At 58.8% G+C, this 15,091-nt stretch carries 16 protein-coding genes; 7 read left to right on the plus strand and 9 right to left on the minus strand.

Annotated features, from left to right (window positions below; genetic code table 11):
* The first annotated feature begins 6 nt into the window (after positions 1-6).
* Both recG and D3Z90_RS26180 read left to right on the plus strand, forming a co-directional pair.
* Entirely contained in the window at positions 7-2,082 is a 2,076-nt protein-coding gene (gene recG, locus D3Z90_RS26175) for an ATP-dependent DNA helicase RecG (protein ID WP_136478760.1), read from the plus strand.
* A 78-nt stretch (positions 2,083-2,160) separates the two neighbouring features.
* The gene (locus D3Z90_RS26180) at positions 2,161-3,561 is read left to right on the plus strand and encodes an aminoacyl-tRNA deacylase and HDOD domain-containing protein (RefSeq protein WP_136478761.1); all 1,401 of its coding nucleotides are present in this window, start codon (positions 2,161-2,163) and stop codon (positions 3,559-3,561) included.
* Between the two features lie 23 nt (positions 3,562-3,584).
* On the opposite strand, the gene D3Z90_RS26185 is transcribed toward D3Z90_RS26180, so the two are convergent.
* The 5 genes from D3Z90_RS26185 to D3Z90_RS26205 form a co-directional block, all read right to left on the minus strand.
* The gene (locus tag D3Z90_RS26185) at positions 3,585-3,959 is read right to left on the minus strand and encodes a helicase (protein WP_136478762.1); all 375 of its coding nucleotides are present in this window, start codon (positions 3,957-3,959) and stop codon (positions 3,585-3,587) included.
* A 123-nt stretch (positions 3,960-4,082) separates the two neighbouring features.
* On the minus strand, positions 4,083-4,490 hold the full coding sequence (locus tag D3Z90_RS26190; protein WP_136478763.1) for a hypothetical protein: 408 nt from the start codon (positions 4,488-4,490) through the stop codon (positions 4,083-4,085).
* A gap of 139 nt (positions 4,491-4,629) precedes the next feature.
* A complete protein-coding gene (locus D3Z90_RS26195) occupies positions 4,630-4,905 on the minus strand; it encodes an HU family DNA-binding protein (protein ID WP_003213368.1) in 276 nt (91 codons plus the stop codon).
* Between the two features lie 188 nt (positions 4,906-5,093).
* Positions 5,094-6,242 carry an NAD(P)/FAD-dependent oxidoreductase gene (locus D3Z90_RS26200; RefSeq protein WP_136478764.1) on the minus strand — a complete coding sequence of 383 codons (1,149 nt, stop codon included), beginning with the start codon at positions 6,240-6,242 and terminating at the stop codon, positions 5,094-5,096.
* 34 nt (positions 6,243-6,276) lie between these two features.
* The gene (locus D3Z90_RS26205; RefSeq protein ID WP_136478765.1) at positions 6,277-6,444 is read right to left on the minus strand and encodes a rubredoxin; all 168 of its coding nucleotides are present in this window, start codon (positions 6,442-6,444) and stop codon (positions 6,277-6,279) included.
* Positions 6,445-6,612: 168 nt separating this feature from the next.
* On the opposite strand from D3Z90_RS26205, the gene D3Z90_RS26210 reads away from it, so the two are divergent.
* Both D3Z90_RS26210 and ubiA read left to right on the plus strand, forming a co-directional pair.
* A complete protein-coding gene (locus D3Z90_RS26210) occupies positions 6,613-7,176 on the plus strand; it encodes a chorismate lyase (protein WP_136478766.1) in 564 nt (187 codons plus the stop codon).
* Positions 7,176-8,063 (plus strand): 4-hydroxybenzoate octaprenyltransferase, encoded by an 888-nt coding sequence (ubiA, locus tag D3Z90_RS26215; RefSeq protein WP_136478767.1) that lies wholly within the window; start codon positions 7,176-7,178, stop codon positions 8,061-8,063. Before D3Z90_RS26210 ends, ubiA begins: the two co-directional genes overlap by 1 nt.
* 71 nt (positions 8,064-8,134) lie before the next feature.
* Here ubiA and D3Z90_RS26220 read toward each other — a convergent pair whose 3' ends face one another.
* Entirely contained in the window at positions 8,135-8,506 is a 372-nt protein-coding gene (locus D3Z90_RS26220; RefSeq protein WP_136478768.1) for a hypothetical protein, read from the minus strand.
* 146 nt (positions 8,507-8,652) lie between these two features.
* Between D3Z90_RS26220 and phoB the strand changes: the two genes are divergently transcribed.
* From phoB to D3Z90_RS26235, 3 genes are all read left to right on the plus strand, one after another.
* On the plus strand, positions 8,653-9,342 hold the full coding sequence (phoB, locus tag D3Z90_RS26225; protein WP_028942483.1) for a phosphate regulon transcriptional regulator PhoB: 690 nt from the start codon (positions 8,653-8,655) through the stop codon (positions 9,340-9,342).
* Positions 9,343-9,384: 42 nt separating this feature from the next.
* Positions 9,385-10,695 (plus strand): phosphate regulon sensor histidine kinase PhoR, encoded by a 1,311-nt coding sequence (phoR, locus tag D3Z90_RS26230; protein ID WP_136478769.1) that lies wholly within the window; start codon positions 9,385-9,387, stop codon positions 10,693-10,695.
* Positions 10,696-10,810: 115 nt separating this feature from the next.
* Positions 10,811-12,151, plus strand: coding sequence for a hemolysin family protein (locus D3Z90_RS26235; RefSeq protein WP_136478770.1), 1,341 nt, complete (start codon positions 10,811-10,813; stop codon positions 12,149-12,151).
* A gap of 6 nt (positions 12,152-12,157) precedes the next feature.
* Here the strand turns inward: D3Z90_RS26235 and D3Z90_RS26240 are convergent, their stop codons facing one another.
* The 3 genes from D3Z90_RS26240 to phoU form a co-directional block, all read right to left on the minus strand.
* Positions 12,158-13,054, minus strand: coding sequence for a peptidoglycan DD-metalloendopeptidase family protein (locus D3Z90_RS26240; RefSeq protein ID WP_136478771.1), 897 nt, complete (start codon positions 13,052-13,054; stop codon positions 12,158-12,160).
* A 147-nt stretch (positions 13,055-13,201) separates the two neighbouring features.
* The gene (locus tag D3Z90_RS26245) at positions 13,202-14,098 is read right to left on the minus strand and encodes a response regulator (RefSeq protein ID WP_136478772.1); all 897 of its coding nucleotides are present in this window, start codon (positions 14,096-14,098) and stop codon (positions 13,202-13,204) included.
* 162 nt (positions 14,099-14,260) lie between these two features.
* Positions 14,261-15,019: a phosphate signaling complex protein PhoU gene (gene phoU / locus D3Z90_RS26250; RefSeq protein ID WP_136478773.1), complete on the minus strand. Its 759-nt coding sequence runs from the start codon at positions 15,017-15,019 to the stop codon at positions 14,261-14,263.
* Between the last annotated feature and the right edge of the window lie 72 nt (positions 15,020-15,091).

The following is a 15,091-nucleotide window of genomic DNA, read 5'->3' on the forward strand; positions in this document are numbered from 1 at the left end:
GCTGATATGCCGGAGTTGTCTCAGGTTTCGGTAACCGCACTCAAGGGTGTCGGCGAAGCCATGGCTGAAAAGCTGGCCAAGGTCGGACTGGAAAACCTTCAGGACGTACTTTTTCACTTGCCGTTGCGCTATCAGGACCGCACCCGTGTGGTCCCGATTGGCGCCCTGCGTCCTGGTCAGGATGCGGTGATCGAGGGTGTCGTCAGCGGCACGGATGTGGTGATGGGCAAGCGCCGCAGCCTACTGGTTCGCCTGGGTGACGGAACCGGCGTGCTGAGCCTGCGCTTCTACCACTTCAGCAATGCGCAGAAAGAAGGCCTCAAACGGGGTACGCACCTGCGCTGCTACGGTGAAGCCCGCCCTGGCGCATCGGGACTGGAAATCTACCACCCTGAGTACCGCGCCCTGACCGGCGACGAGCCTGCTCCGGTGGAGCAAACCCTGACGCCGATCTACCCAACCACCGAAGGCCTGACCCAGCAACGGCTGCGCCAGCTGTGCCAGCAGAGCCTGGCCATGCTCGGCCCACGCAGCCTGCCAGACTGGCTCCCGCCAGAACTGGCGCGTGACTACCAACTGGCACCCTTGGACGATGCGATCCGCTATCTGCATCATCCACCCGCCGATGCCGATGTCGATGAACTTGCCGAAGGCCAGCATTGGGCCCAGCACCGCCTGGCGTTCGAAGAGCTGTTGACCCATCAGTTGTCCCAACAACGGTTGCGCGAGAGCCTGCGCGCTCAACGCGCTCCGGCGCTGCCCAAAGCCACCCACTTGCCCGCGCAGTACCTGGCCAATCTCGGCTTCGCACCCACTGGCGCCCAGCAACGGGTCGGCAACGAGATTGCCTACGACCTTAGCCAGCCGGAACCGATGCTGCGCCTGGTCCAGGGTGATGTGGGCGCGGGCAAGACCGTAGTGGCTGCGCTGGCAGCCCTGCAGGCGCTCGAGGCCGGCTATCAAGTGGCATTGATGGCGCCCACCGAGATTCTCGCCGAGCAGCACTTCATTACTTTCAAGCGCTGGCTTGAGCCACTTGGCATCGAAGTCGCCTGGCTGGCTGGCAAACTCAAGGGCAAAGCCCGCGCCAGCGCTCTGGAGCAAATTGCCGGAGGCGCGCCAATGGTGGTGGGCACTCATGCGCTGTTTCAGGAAGAGGTGAAGTTCAAGAACCTGGCCCTGGCGATCATCGATGAACAGCACCGCTTCGGTGTTCAACAGCGCCTGGCCCTGCGACAAAAAGGCGTAGGCGGTCAGTTGTGCCCTCATCAGTTGATCATGACGGCTACACCTATCCCGCGCACCTTGGCAATGAGCGCCTATGCCGATCTGGATACCTCTATTCTCGATGAGTTGCCGCCCGGGCGCACACCGGTCAATACCGTACTGGTTGCTGACAGTCGACGTTTCGAAGTGGTCGAGCGGGTACGTGCTGCCTGCGCTGAAGGGCGTCAGGCCTATTGGGTGTGCACCCTGATCGAAGAGTCTGAAGAGCTAACCTGCCAGGCTGCCGAAACAACCTTCGAGGAGCTAGGCAGTGCTTTGGGTGAATTACGCGTCGGCTTGATCCACGGGCGTCTGAAACCTGCGGAGAAAGCCGCGATCATGGCCGAGTTCAAACAGGGCAACCTGCAATTGCTGGTCGCCACCACGGTGATCGAGGTCGGGGTGGATGTTCCCAATGCCAGTTTGATGATCATCGAAAACCCGGAGCGTCTTGGTCTTGCGCAACTCCACCAGTTGCGCGGCCGGGTGGGTCGAGGCAGTGCAGTAAGCCATTGTGTCCTGCTTTACCATCCGCCGCTTTCACAGATCGGGCGCGAGCGTCTGGGCATCATGCGTGAAACCAATGACGGCTTCATCATTGCCGAGAAAGACCTGGAGCTGCGTGGGCCTGGGGAAATGCTTGGCACTCGTCAGACTGGCCTGTTGCAGTTCAAGGTCGCCGACCTGATGCGTGACGCAGACCTGTTACCCGCAGTGAGAGACGCTGCGCAGACGCTGCTGGCGCGCTGGCCAGGTCATGTCAGCCCGTTGCTCGAGCGTTGGCTGCGACATGGGCAGCAGTACGGACAAGTGTGACGTCCGTCTCAGAATGGATCCATCTTGCGACACAAGCTGGTTATACTCTTGCGATTATAAAATTTCTGGATGCAGGCCATGACTGAAGTTGCCCTGGACACCGCAATCCCCCACGCTCCGCCTGTTATCCGGCTGCTGCTGGAAAAGCTTGGCATCGCCTATGGTGAAGTGCTGGACCATCCAAACCTGCTGCCAGAGCGCAAGGTACAGGCTGTCCTGCTCGACGACGCCGTGGGCGCGCTGATGGTGTTGTTTGCGCAAAATCAGTTGCTGGACCTCAACCGCCTGACCGAGCTGACTGGTCGCAAGCTTGCTGCCGTGCCCCTGGACCGCCTCAAGCTGATGCTCGACAAGCACGGCCTGAAGCTCCTGCCTGGCATTCCTGCGCTTACCAGCTCACCTTGCCTCTACGAGGAGAGCCTGCTCAAGCCAGAAAAGTTGCTGATTCATTCCGGCGAAGCAGGGTTGTTGCTGGAGATCGAACGTGACGATTTCAAGAAGATGCTCAGCAAAGCCAGTGCCGGCAGCTTTGGTGAGCCCCTGAGCAGTATTCGTCCGAACCTCGATCGTCCGATCGATGATCGCGACGAGATCACTCAGGCGGTCCAGGCCTTCACCGCGCGCCGTATCCAGCAACGCCTGGAAAGCACCATCGAAATTCCGCCTCTGGCTGAAACCGCGCAGAAGATCATCAAGCTACGCGTCGATCCCAACGCCACCATCGACGATATTACCGGCGTCGTCGAAACGGACCCGGCGCTGGCTGCGCAAGTGGTCAGTTGGGCTGCTTCGCCTTACTACGCCTCTCCGGGCAAGATTCGTTCAGTGGAGGACGCTATCGTCCGTGTGCTGGGCTTTGATCTGGTGATCAACCTGGCACTGGGACTCGCGCTGGGCAAAACCCTGAGCCTGCCCAAGGATCACCCACAGGACACCACGCCCTACTGGCAACAGTCGATCTACACCGCTGCCGTGATTGAAGGGCTGACCCGTGCCATGCCCCGTGCCGAGCGCCCGGAAGCCGGGCTGACCTACCTGGCCGGGCTGCTGCACAACTTCGGCTACCTGCTGCTGGCGCATGTGTTTCCGCCGCACTTCTCGCTGATCTGCCGCCATCTGGAGGTCAACCCGCACCTGTGCCACAGCTATGTCGAACAGCACCTGCTAGGCATCAGCCGCGAGCAGATTGGCGCCTGGCTGATGCGTTATTGGGATATGCCCGAAGAGCTGTCCACGGCACTACGCTTTCAGCACGACCCGTACTACGCCGGCGACCATGCCGCGTTCCCGAACCTGGTGTGCCTGGCTGTACGCCTGTTGCGCACTCGCGGCATAGGTTCGGGCCCGGATGAATCAATCCCGGACGAATTGCTGGAACGCCTGAACATATCCCGCGAAAAAGCGGCAGATGTGGTGAACAAAGTACTGGAGGCCGAAGCGCTGTTGCGCGAGCTGGCCTCGCAATTCAATCACCACTAAGCCTGTGGCCTGTCCCTGCGGGGTCAGGCCTTTTTCTTCGGCTTCAGGTACTTCATAAGCCCCTGGAACCAGATGACCAGCGCCGGGTTGCCCTTGATCTGGATGTTTTTTTCCTGAATCCCCTGCATGAATGCCAATTGCTTGTTCTTCGCTTGCAAGGTGGCAAAGCCGTAGGCCGAATCTTTGAAGGCAATGGCAAACGCCGGCTGGGGATGAGTGCCCGAGCGACTGCCGATACGCATGTCTTTGACGATGAAGTGACGTGCAACCTTGCCATCCAGCGTCTGCAGCTGGAACACCAGGTCCTTGTCGGCCAATTGTTGCTGGAACGCAGGGTTCTTGCGGCTGGCCTTGGCCATCAACAGCCCCATGGCCCAAAGGAGAAAGCGAAACTTCATTTGCGCGCCTCGGCTAAAAAGTGACTGGCGAAGCAGTTTATAGTCTCGCTATAAAAACACCATACTTTGCTACTCATTTCGCGAAGATCAAGGTAATTTGCTTTGTAACAGGGCCAATCCTGATCACAACCCGGCAATTCTAGCCTGCGCCTGAGTGCTGACAAAGGGCTTCAAACGCCGCCCGATGCCCTCGCTTAATAGCACCGCCATCAAGGTCAGGCTGCCATTTAGGCTGGCATAAAACAGCGCGCGTACCGGGTGCTCGGGCATCAACCAATAGAGGATCAACGCAGCCTGGGCCAGCGTCAGCAAGATACGAACACGCAAGCGCATGATCATGGCGATAGGAATGCTGAAGATCATCAGCAAATACCAGGCCCCCCAGGCGACCATACCAGCAGCCACGCCGCGGGCGGTGAAACCGCCAAAATTCTGTTTGTAGTAGCTGACCGCGTAATCGTTGAGCAGTACAAAGAGCACACATGCCAAGGTGTGCAGAGCGAAATTGAGCAGAAGACGGCGCCGGATCATAGGGCACCCCTGGCGTTCGAGGTCGTGCAGCGCAACATCTTGCGTCCCTCCTTGGACGTGGTCCGCTGTCTGACAGCGGTAATGAAAACGGGCACCGCGCGGGTACCCGTCTTCCAATGCAATCAATCCATGCGAGGCATCAAGGATTGACGCTGTCCTTCAGGGACTTGCCTGGCTTGAACGCAACGGTATTGCTGGCTTTGATTTTGACAGGCTCACCGGTTTGCGGGTTTTTGCCAGTGCGAGCACCGCGGTGACGTTGCAGGAAAGTGCCAAATCCGACCAGAGTCACACTGTCTTTGCGGTGCAGTGCGCCAGTGATTTCTTCGAGAACGGCGTTGAGCACGCGATTGGCTTGCTCTTTGGTGAGATCGGCCTTTTCAGCGATAGCTGCGGCGAGTTCTGGTTTGCGCATAGGTGAAGCCTCTTAGACGGTTTTTTGTTTTTATGCCGTGCTGCTCTTCGCAAGCAGCGCCCAAGGCACCGCAGGCTCTAAACTGCGGCAGACGGAAGTGAGAATGGCATGCCGTCAGAGGCCGCGCCAGTCTCTGGGCGGCCATTGTTCACGCAAACACAGGGGTAATCCGACAGAATGCAGGCCGTTTACGCCATAAGCGCTGGAAGTTGCCGATTTAGAGCCAGCTTTTCCATGACTGCCGAGCCCGTAAGGGCATAGCCCAGCAGGTTGCCCTCAGCATCGTGACAAAGCACTTTGAGGTCGATGCCCTGGCCTTCAACGTGCCAGGTCCCTTCACAACCATGAGGCGGCACAGATACCACCAACGGGCAAGCGGGGGTTTTCACCGTCACCGGCATGGGGCCATAGGCAACCGCGGTGGGGTTGCCTACCAAGGTTTGCGCCAAGGCGCGCGCGCAACTCATCAGCGGCATGACATAAAGCAGATTCAACCCATCGACTTCAGCGCAGTCGCCCAGGGCGTAGATGTTGGCATGGGAGGTGCGCAACTGTCGGTCGACCACCACACCTCGGTTGACCTGCAAGCCAGCAGCAGCGGCCATATCGATACGCGGACGCAAGCCGACAGCAGAGACCACCAGATCGCACGCGATGACCTGGCCGTCGGACAGATGCGCCTCAAGGCCGGCGCCAACCCGCTGCAGCCGGGTCAGCACCGGTCCCAGGTGCAAGCGCACCCCCAGCCCTTCCAGGCCAGCTTGCACGGCGGCTGCGGCAGCCGGATGCAATAGAGTCGGCATCACCTGCTCACAGGGTGCCACCAAATCCACCTGGAAGCCTCCCAGGCTCATGTCATTGGCAAACTCACAGCCGATCAGCCCGGCGCCCAAAATCAACACTCGCTGCTTGCCCGCGGCAGCGGCGCGAAAACGAGCGTAGTCCTCAAGGTCGTTGATCGGAAAAATCGCGTCACCGGCATCGCCTTCAACCGGAACCTGAACGGTTTGCGCCCCCCAAGCCAGAATCAGGTCGCGGTAGATAACCTGTTCCTCACCAATCCACAGGCGCTTGTGACCTGGGTCGATTCCGCTGATACGGGTGTGGGTGCGTACTTCGGCGTTGAGCTGCTCGGCCATGGCTCCGGGTTCGGCCATGCTCAACCCATCTGCGTCTTTGTTCTTGGCAAAGCCGGTGGAAAGCATTGGTTTTGAGTAGGAACGGCCATCATCGGCGGTAATCAGTAGCAGCGGCGAATCGCCGTCGAGCTTACGAAATTCGCGGGCCAGGTTGTACCCCGCCAATCCTGTTCCGACAATTACCACTGGAGCCGTCATGCCATGCTTTCCTCAAGTCTTGATTGAAAAATGATCAGCCGATAGCGATCATTTCGAAGTCCATCTTGCCTACGCCACAGTCCGGACACAGCCAGTCCTGCGGAACATCTTCCCAGCGTGTGCCAGGAGCAATGCCGTCATCCGGCCAGCCCTCGGCCTCATCGTAGATCAGACCGCAAACAATACACTGCCACTTTTTCATCACGCTTTTCCTCAACGAATTCAGGCTTTGGAGTGGCCGCTCTAGACAAAATTACACTGGCGACCATCTAAGGAAGGGCTTTGTACTGGAGCCAGGTGCCAGCATGCAAGCCGGATCGGGCAATCATGCTAAGCTCGCCGTCTCTTTGGCCTGTTAATCCATACCATCGTGTCGTACGAAACGTTGCAAGCGCCCGCTGCAGAATGGTTGCAGCACTCTCAGGTAGCAGACAGCGCAACGCCCGCGCTTCTGGACTGGTTGTTCGATCAAGGATCTCTGACCCGTCGCCTGACTCGATTATCCGCCGACCACTTTTCCGTTACACCCCTTTATGAAGGATGGCAGCCGCTGCGTGATGACGAGTGCCAGGCATTAGGCCTGGCCCCGAAAAGCGAAGGCTGGGTACGCGAAGTGTATTTGCGAGGCCACGGCCAGGCCTGGGTGTTCGCCCGAAGCGTCGCCGCACGTAGCGCTCTGGAAAGCGGCGGCCTGGATATGGAAGCGTTGGGCAGTCGCTCCCTGGGGGAACTGCTGTTCTGCGACCATGCCTTCACCCGCCGCGCCATTGAAGTTTGTCATTACCCCAAGGCCTGGCTACCGACAATCGACGCCAGCGACACGCTCTGGGGACGGCGCTCACGCTTCGACCGTGACGCGCTGAGCATATTGGTCGCCGAAGTCTTCCTGCCTTCACTGTGGCAGGCTACCGAGATTGCCGGGGAGATCCGCTGATGTACCTGCAACTGCTCAAGTCGCTCAATCGCCTGCACCCAAGGGCCTGGGATTTTATCCAACTCAGCCGCATGGATCGGCCGATCGGCATTTATCTGCTGCTTTGGCCAACACTTTCGGCTGTGTGGATTGCCGCCAAGGGCATGCCAACCCTGGCCAACGTGCTGATTTTCACCCTCGGTGTGGTGATGATGCGTGCGGCCGGTTGCGCTATCAACGATTTCGCCGACCGCAAGGTCGATGGCCACGTCAAACGCACAGCGGACCGCCCGCTCGCCGCGGGCAGAATCAATGCCCGCGAAGCACTGGTATTGTTTGCCGTGCTAGTGGGCGCAAGCTTCCTGCTGGTGCTGTGCACCAACACCAAGACCGTGTGGCTGTCATTCGGCGCCGTGGCGCTAGCGGCGTGCTATCCGTTCATGAAGCGCTACACCTACTATCCACAAGTAGTGCTCGGAGCCGCGTATTCCTGGGGCATTCCCATGGCCTTCACCGCCGCTAACGGCGAGCTGCCGGCCATCGCTTGGCTGCTATACATTGCCAACTTGCTGTGGACAGTGGGTTATGACACCTACTACGCCATGGTCGATCGCGATGACGATCTGAAGATTGGGGTGAAATCCACTGCCATTCTGTTTGGCGAAGCTGATCGAGTCATCATCCTGACCTTGCAGGTGCTGTCGCTGGGCTGCCTGTTGCTGGCTGGCTTGCGCTTCGAATTGGGCGGCTGGTTCCATCTGGGCCTGATGGCAGCGTTGCTGTGCTTTGTCTGGGAGTTCTGGTCGACGCGCAACCTCGACCGCGAGTCCTGCTTCAAGGCGTTTTTGCACAACCACTGGGCTGGGCTGCTGATATTCGTGGGGATTGTGCTGGACTACAGTTTCTGACCAGCGCAGGGCAAGCCTACTCCCACCCGAGCAGCAGTGGGAGCGGGCGTGCCCCGTGATCAACGTCGCGGTTACTTGATCACATGCCACACATCCTTCATGCCATCACCCGTCATATCCCCGCCTTTCTTGTCCTTGATGAAGGTGTAGACCGGCTTACCTTTGTAAGCCCATTGCATTGAGCCGTCATCGCGCTTGATCTGCGTCCACCCCTCTTCGGCCATATCACCATCTTTGACCAGCAACGGCGGCCAGTTCTTGGCGCACTCATCGTTGCACATGGATTTTCCGCCCGAGTCCTTGTCGAAGGTATAAAGCGTCATGCCTGCATGGTCGACCATCACACCATCTTTCATCATGGCATGATGGGCGGAAGCGATTCCCGGCAAGGCCAGTGCCACTGCAGTGAAAAGCGCCATCCAGTTCAGCGTATGTCGTGTCATTGGATCCACCATGTTTCTCGGGAGAGGGAATGTAAGCCTAGCCCAGTAACAGAATGTTGCTGCTATCGCCCACGTCTTGTCACACGACTGCAATAATTCCGTTATCTAATGCGGGCCAAGACACCTTAAATGGAAGAGGTTTAAGCATGGTTGGCAGAAACATTCTCATCGTTGACGACGAAGCGCCAATTCGCGAAATGATCGCCGTTGCATTGGAGATGGCCGGCTATGACTGCCTGGAAGCAGAAAACTCCCAGCAAGCCCACGCCATCATCGTCGACCGTAAACCGGACCTTATCCTGCTTGACTGGATGCTCCCGGGCACCTCTGGCATCGAGCTGGCCCGACGCCTCAAGCGCGACGAGCTGACCGGCGATATCCCGATCATCATGCTCACCGCCAAGGGTGAGGAAGACAACAAGATCCAGGGTCTTGAAGTGGGCGCTGATGACTACATCACCAAGCCCTTCTCACCTCGCGAATTGGTAGCTCGCTTGAAGGCCGTGCTGCGCCGTGCAGGTCCGAGCGACGGCGAAGCGCCAATTGAAGTCGGCGGCTTGCTGCTCGATCCCATCAGTCACCGGGTCACCATCGACGGCAAACCTGCTGAAATGGGGCCGACCGAATATCGCTTGCTGCAATTTTTCATGACCCACCAGGAACGTGCCTACACACGTGGCCAATTGCTCGACCAGGTCTGGGGCGGCAATGTCTATGTCGAAGAGCGCACCGTCGATGTGCATATTCGCCGTCTGCGCAAGGCACTGGGTGAGGCTTACGAGAATCTGGTACAAACCGTGCGTGGGACCGGTTATCGCTTCTCGACCAAGAGCTGAATCGATAATCAGGCCAAGGTATAGGAAAGGACGCATCGTTAATTGAACCAGAACTGGCATGGCACCCTGATTCGCCACATGTTGCTGTTGATTACCGCCTGCCTGCTGGTTGGTTTGATCAGTGGCTATTACGGCTGGAGCCTGGCCCTTGGCCTGGCGCTTTACCTGGGCTGGACACTCAAGCAGTTGCTACGCCTGCACGAGTGGCTACGCCTGCACAAGCCCGATGAGGCACCTCCCGATGGCTACGGCTTGTGGGGCGAGGTGTTCGACAGCATTTATCACTTGCAACGCCGCGACCAACGCGTGCGTGGCCGCCTGCAGGCAGTGATCGATCGCGTGCAGGAGTCCACCGCGGCCCTCAAGGATGCAGTGATCATGCTCGACAGTGACGGCAACCTGGAATGGTGGAACCGTGCTGCGGAAACCCTGCTTGGCCTGAAAACCCCACAGGACAGCGGTCAACCGGTGACCAACCTGGTTCGCCACCCGCGCTTCAAGGAGTACTTCGAACAGGAGAACTACGTCGAACCGCTGGAAATTCCGTCACCGATCAACGACCGCCTGCGCGTGCAGCTGCATATCACCCGTTATGGCAACAATGAACACCTGATGCTGGTTCGCGATGTGACCCTTATCCATCAGCTCGAACAGATGCGTAAGGACTTCGTAGCCAACGTCTCCCATGAGCTACGCACGCCGTTGACCGTCATTGCCGGCTATCTGGAAACCTTGCTCGACAACGTCGAGCAAGTGAATCCGCGCTGGGTCCGGGCGCTGCAGCAGATGCAGCAACAAGGCGTGCGCATGCAGACCCTGCTCAACGACCTGCTGCTGTTGGCCAAGCTTGAGGCCACGGACTACCCCTCCGACAACCAGCCAGTGGCCGTAGAGCCATTACTGCAAACGATCAAGAACGATGCCCAGGCGCTGTCGGGTCAACGCAACCAGCGCATCACGCTGGAAGCCGCCCCCGGCATCCGTCTCAAAGGCAGTGAGGCGGAGTTGCGCAGCGCCTTCTCCAATCTGGTCTTCAATGCCGTCAAGTACACACAGGATGAAGGGCAGATCCGCATCCGCTGGTGGGCTGACGAACACGGAGCGCACTTGAGCGTTCAAGACTCGGGGATTGGAATTGATGCCAAGCACCTGCCACGTCTGACCGAACGTTTTTATCGGGTCGACTCCAGTCGAGCCTCAAATACTGGCGGTACCGGTCTTGGTCTGGCGATCGTCAAGCACGTACTCTTGCGCCACCGCGCACGTCTTGAGATCAGTAGCGTGCCAGGCCATGGCAGCACCTTTACCTGTCATTTCGCGCCCACCCAGATTGCCCAGCGCACGTCCGCCTGAAGGTTCGCCACTAGGCAATTGCGCCCTCACCCGCTACATTGGCGGACTTGTGCCAGCGAATGCTGGCACAGCATTTCTTCCTATTTTCAAATGACGGACCCCGTAAAACCCCATCATGGACCCATCCCCTGGTATTAGCTTCGCCTCACTTTTTGCCGATTTCGGCATGATTCTTTTTGCTCTGCTGCTGGTACTGCTCAACGGATTTTTCGTTGCTGCCGAGTTCGCCATGGTCAAATTGCGTTCGACAAAGGTCGAGTCGATTGCCGTGCAGCATGGCTGGCGTGGGCAAATCCTGCGCACCGTACACAACCAGTTAGACGCCTATCTTTCCGCCTGCCAGTTGGGTATCACCCTCGCCTCGCTGGGCCTGGGCTGGGTCGGTGAGCCTGCTTTCGCCCACTTGCTCGAGCCTTTGCTGGCGGCTATTGGCGTGCAGTCGCCGGAAGTCATCAAGGCCGTGTCGTTCTTCAGTGCCTTCTTCGTGATCTCTTACCTGCACATCGTGGTGGGTGAGCTGGCGCCCAAGTCCTGGGCCATTCGCAAACCCGAGCTGTTGTCGCTGTGGACTGCAGTACCGCTGTATCTGTTCTACTGGGCAATGTACCCGGCTATTTACCTGCTCAACGCCAGCGCCAACGCCATTTTGCGTATTGCCGGCCAAGGTGAACCCGGCCCGCACCACGAACATCACTACAGCCGCGATGAGTTGAAGCTGATCCTGCACTCCAGCCGCGGCCAGGACCCTAGCGACCAGGGCATGCGTGTTCTGGCTTCTGCGGTGGAAATGGGCGAGCTGGAAGTGGTCGACTGGGCCAACTCCCGTGAGGACATGGTCTGCCTGGAAGCACATGCACCGCTTAAAGAAATCCTGGCGATGTTCCGTCGGCACAAGTTCAGCCGCTACCCAGTGTTCGACGCCCAGCGCGGTGAGTTCGTCGGCCTGTTGCACATCAAGGATCTGCTGCTGGAGCTGGCCGATCTGGAGCATATCCCCGAGTCGTTCAATCTCGCCGAGCTGACCCGACCGCTGGAGCGCGTGTCCCGACACATGCCGCTGTCGCATCTGCTCGAACAGTTCCGCAAGGGCGGAGCGCACTTTGCCCTGGTTGAAGAAGCTGACGGCAAGGTGATCGGCTACCTGACCATGGAAGACGTGCTGGAAGTGCTGGTAGGAGACATCCAGGACGAGCACCGCAAGGCCGAACGCGGCATCCTCGCCTACCAGCCAGGCAAGTTGCTGGTTCGTGGCGACACGCCGTTGTTCAAGGTCGAGCGTCTGTTGGGCGTGGATCTGGATCACATCGAGGCCGAAACCCTTGCCGGCCTGGTGTACGAGACTCTCAAACGCGTCCCTGAAGAAGAAGAGCAGATGGAAGTCGAGGGCCTGCGCATCATCATCAAGAAGATGAAAGGCCCGAAAATCGTCCTGGCGAAGGTACTCAAACTCGATTGAGTCGCCTTATGGGTTGCCGGCAGTAAAGTTCGGCAACCCAGCGACAGGCTGATTGAACTGGTAAGGAATGGATACAAGCTCGAGCCCGACGTTGCGCTGCACAACAAAGTGCAGATGCGGGCCCGTGCTGTTACCGGTGTTGCCGGATTTCGCCAGAGCGGTCCCGAACACCACTTGCTGGCCCTCCCGCACCACCACAGAACCACGCATCAGGTGCAGATAGACGCCCATGGTGCCGTCGTCATGCAGAATCCGCACGTAATTGCCTGCTGGGTGAGTGCCACGCCCGCTCTGACTGTTCTCGGTCTTGATCACTATGCCTGCCCGCGAGGCGATGATTGGCGTGCCTTCCGGCATCGCGATGTCCATCGCATAGCGTCCTTTGGGGCCGAAGTGACTGTAGCGCCCATTTGGGCCTTGAGTTAAATGAAACGGCCCGCCGCGCCACGGCAACGGATACCGAAACGCCTGATAACGCTGCCCAGGATTCCCCAGTGCGTAGGAGAACTTCTCTTGATAACTCACCGGCTGGTCCGGTTTCTGTGCGTTGACTATTGTCAGCAACACCGCTGCACGGGCAGGCACCACGCGACGTACCAGCCGCGTACCAGCACCCTTGGCATTGCCAAGGCGCTCCAACCGCAGTTCGACTTCCACCGGCGCAAAGGTGTCATTGCGGGCGCTGAAGCTCACTCCCGTAGCGAACTTGATGGCATGCAGTTTCACCTGGCCTTCCAATTGCTCGACCATCCGCTCACCGAAGACGAAGGCCTTGGTGCCCGCTAGCGGACGATCGGAATAAGAAACCACCCCGTAGGGATCGGTGCTTTTGTAGAGCGTCGAGGCCAGTGCCGGGCCACAAGCCACGAGCAAGGCACAAAACAGTAGCGAGCGTGCAGGCATGACTAGTGGCTTTATGACAGTTGATATCTGTCGAAGCCTAGCAGCGAATTTCAGCAGAGGAATGGCGAGAGTGTTTCAGCGCCGTGCCAGGAGACGAGTGGTGTACTGATCGACATCCACCTATCAGCCTGGCGATCGGCGGTATGATTAGGCGCCTGGAACGAAGTGCTTCTGCGCTGTACCGCGAGCGATCAGCCGCGAGAGGTAATCGAGTTTCTGCGCATCCTGATCAACGAATTTGAAAGTCAGCTGCAACCAATCGCTGTCCGGCTTGGGCTCCAACGCCGCAACAGCGTGCAAATAACCATTGAGTCGGGCAATCTCGGCGTTCTCGCCCTGCTCCAGGTCGAGTACGGCGCCTTCGAGTACCTGTGGCAGGGTTTCACCCCGGCGCACCACCAGCAACGCCTCCTTGAGGCTCAGCGCTTTGATCACGCAGGGCTGCACCCCGCTAGGCAAGCGCAGTTGACCCTGACCACGACCAGCAGGTGCGGCGGCGGTCGGTCTAGGGGCACTGACGAGCGGCTGGGCAGCCACCACCGGCGCAACCGGCGCCGAGGCTTTCACTGATTCGGCACGTCCACCGGTCAGTGCGCTCAACGAGTCGTTGGCAAAGGCGGAAGTAGCGCGGGTCGGGGCACTGGCCAGCAACGTATCGAGCTTACCGACCTTGGTCAGGGCCTTCTTCACTTTGGTCAGCAGTTGCTCGTTGGTGAACGGCTTGCCGACGAAGTCGGACACACCAGCCTGAATCGCCTGCACCACGTTTTCCTTGTCGCCACGGCTGGTCACCATGATGAACGGCAGTGCCTTCAGCGACTCTTGCTGGCGACACCAGGTCAACAATTCCAGGCCGGACATTTCTGGCATTTCCCAGTCGCACAGGACCAGGTCAAAGGCTTGGCGCGACAGCAATGTCTGGGCCTTGCGACCGTTGACTGCGTCTTCGATGACAATTCCCGGGAAATAGTTGCGCAGGCACTTCTTCACCAGATCGCGAATGAACGGCGCATCATCCACAACCAACACACTGACTTTACTCATCGCCACTCCTATTGAATCCCGACTAGCATAACGCTGACTGATGGCCATTTGCCAAAAATTGGCTCACGCCGGGACTCGTGGTTGGGTTCGCGGCTGCCTTTAGGTGCACGCCCCACAAACGAAAACGCCCGGCCAGGGCCGGGCGTTCTTCTCGGGGCAGTCTTACTTATCGTCAGCTTCGGCTGGAACATTAGCCTTTTCGCTACCGCCCTCGACCTCTTCTTTCATCCGCTTCAGACCCAGGTGACGTACGTCGGTACCACGCACCAGGTAAATCACCAGCTCGGCAATGTTGCGTGCATGGTCGCCGATCCGCTCAAGCGAACGCAGGGCCCAGATCACGCTGAGTACCCGCGAAATCGAGCGCGGGTCTTCCATCATGTAGGTAACCAGCTCACGCAACGCGGTCTTGTACTCGCGATCGATGGTCTTGTCGTACTGAGCAACCGACAGCGCCAGGTCGGCGTCGAAACGGGCGAACGCATCCAACGCATCACGCACCATGTTGCGCACCTGGTCACCAATGTGACGAACTTCAACGTAACCACGGGGCGACTCACCCTCTTCACACAACTGAATGGCGCGGCGGGCAATCTTGGTCGACTCGTCACCGATACGCTCCAGGTCGATGACCGATTTGGAGATACTGATGATCAGGCGCAGATCGGAAGCAGCCGGCTGGCGACGGGCGAGAATTCGCACGCACTCTTCGTCGATGTTGCGCTCCATCTGGTTGATCTGTTCATCGACTTCACGCACCTGCTGAGCCAGGCCCGAGTCGGCCTCGATCAGCGCGGTTACTGCGTCATTGACCTGCTTCTCGACCAGGCCCCCCATTGCCAGGAGGTGGCTGCGCACCTCTTCGAGCTCGGCATTGAACTGCTGGGAGATATGGTGGGTAAGGCTGTCTTTACTGATCATGCTTTGGCTCCGCGAAAAAGCTGCAAGCTTCAACCTGCAAGCTTCAAGTCATACGTGTAATACCGGGCACCG

Origin of the sequence: Pseudomonas sp. DG56-2 (assembly GCF_004803755.1) — a bacterium.
In the GTDB taxonomy this organism is placed as follows: domain Bacteria; phylum Pseudomonadota; class Gammaproteobacteria; order Pseudomonadales; family Pseudomonadaceae; genus Aquipseudomonas; species Aquipseudomonas auratipiscis.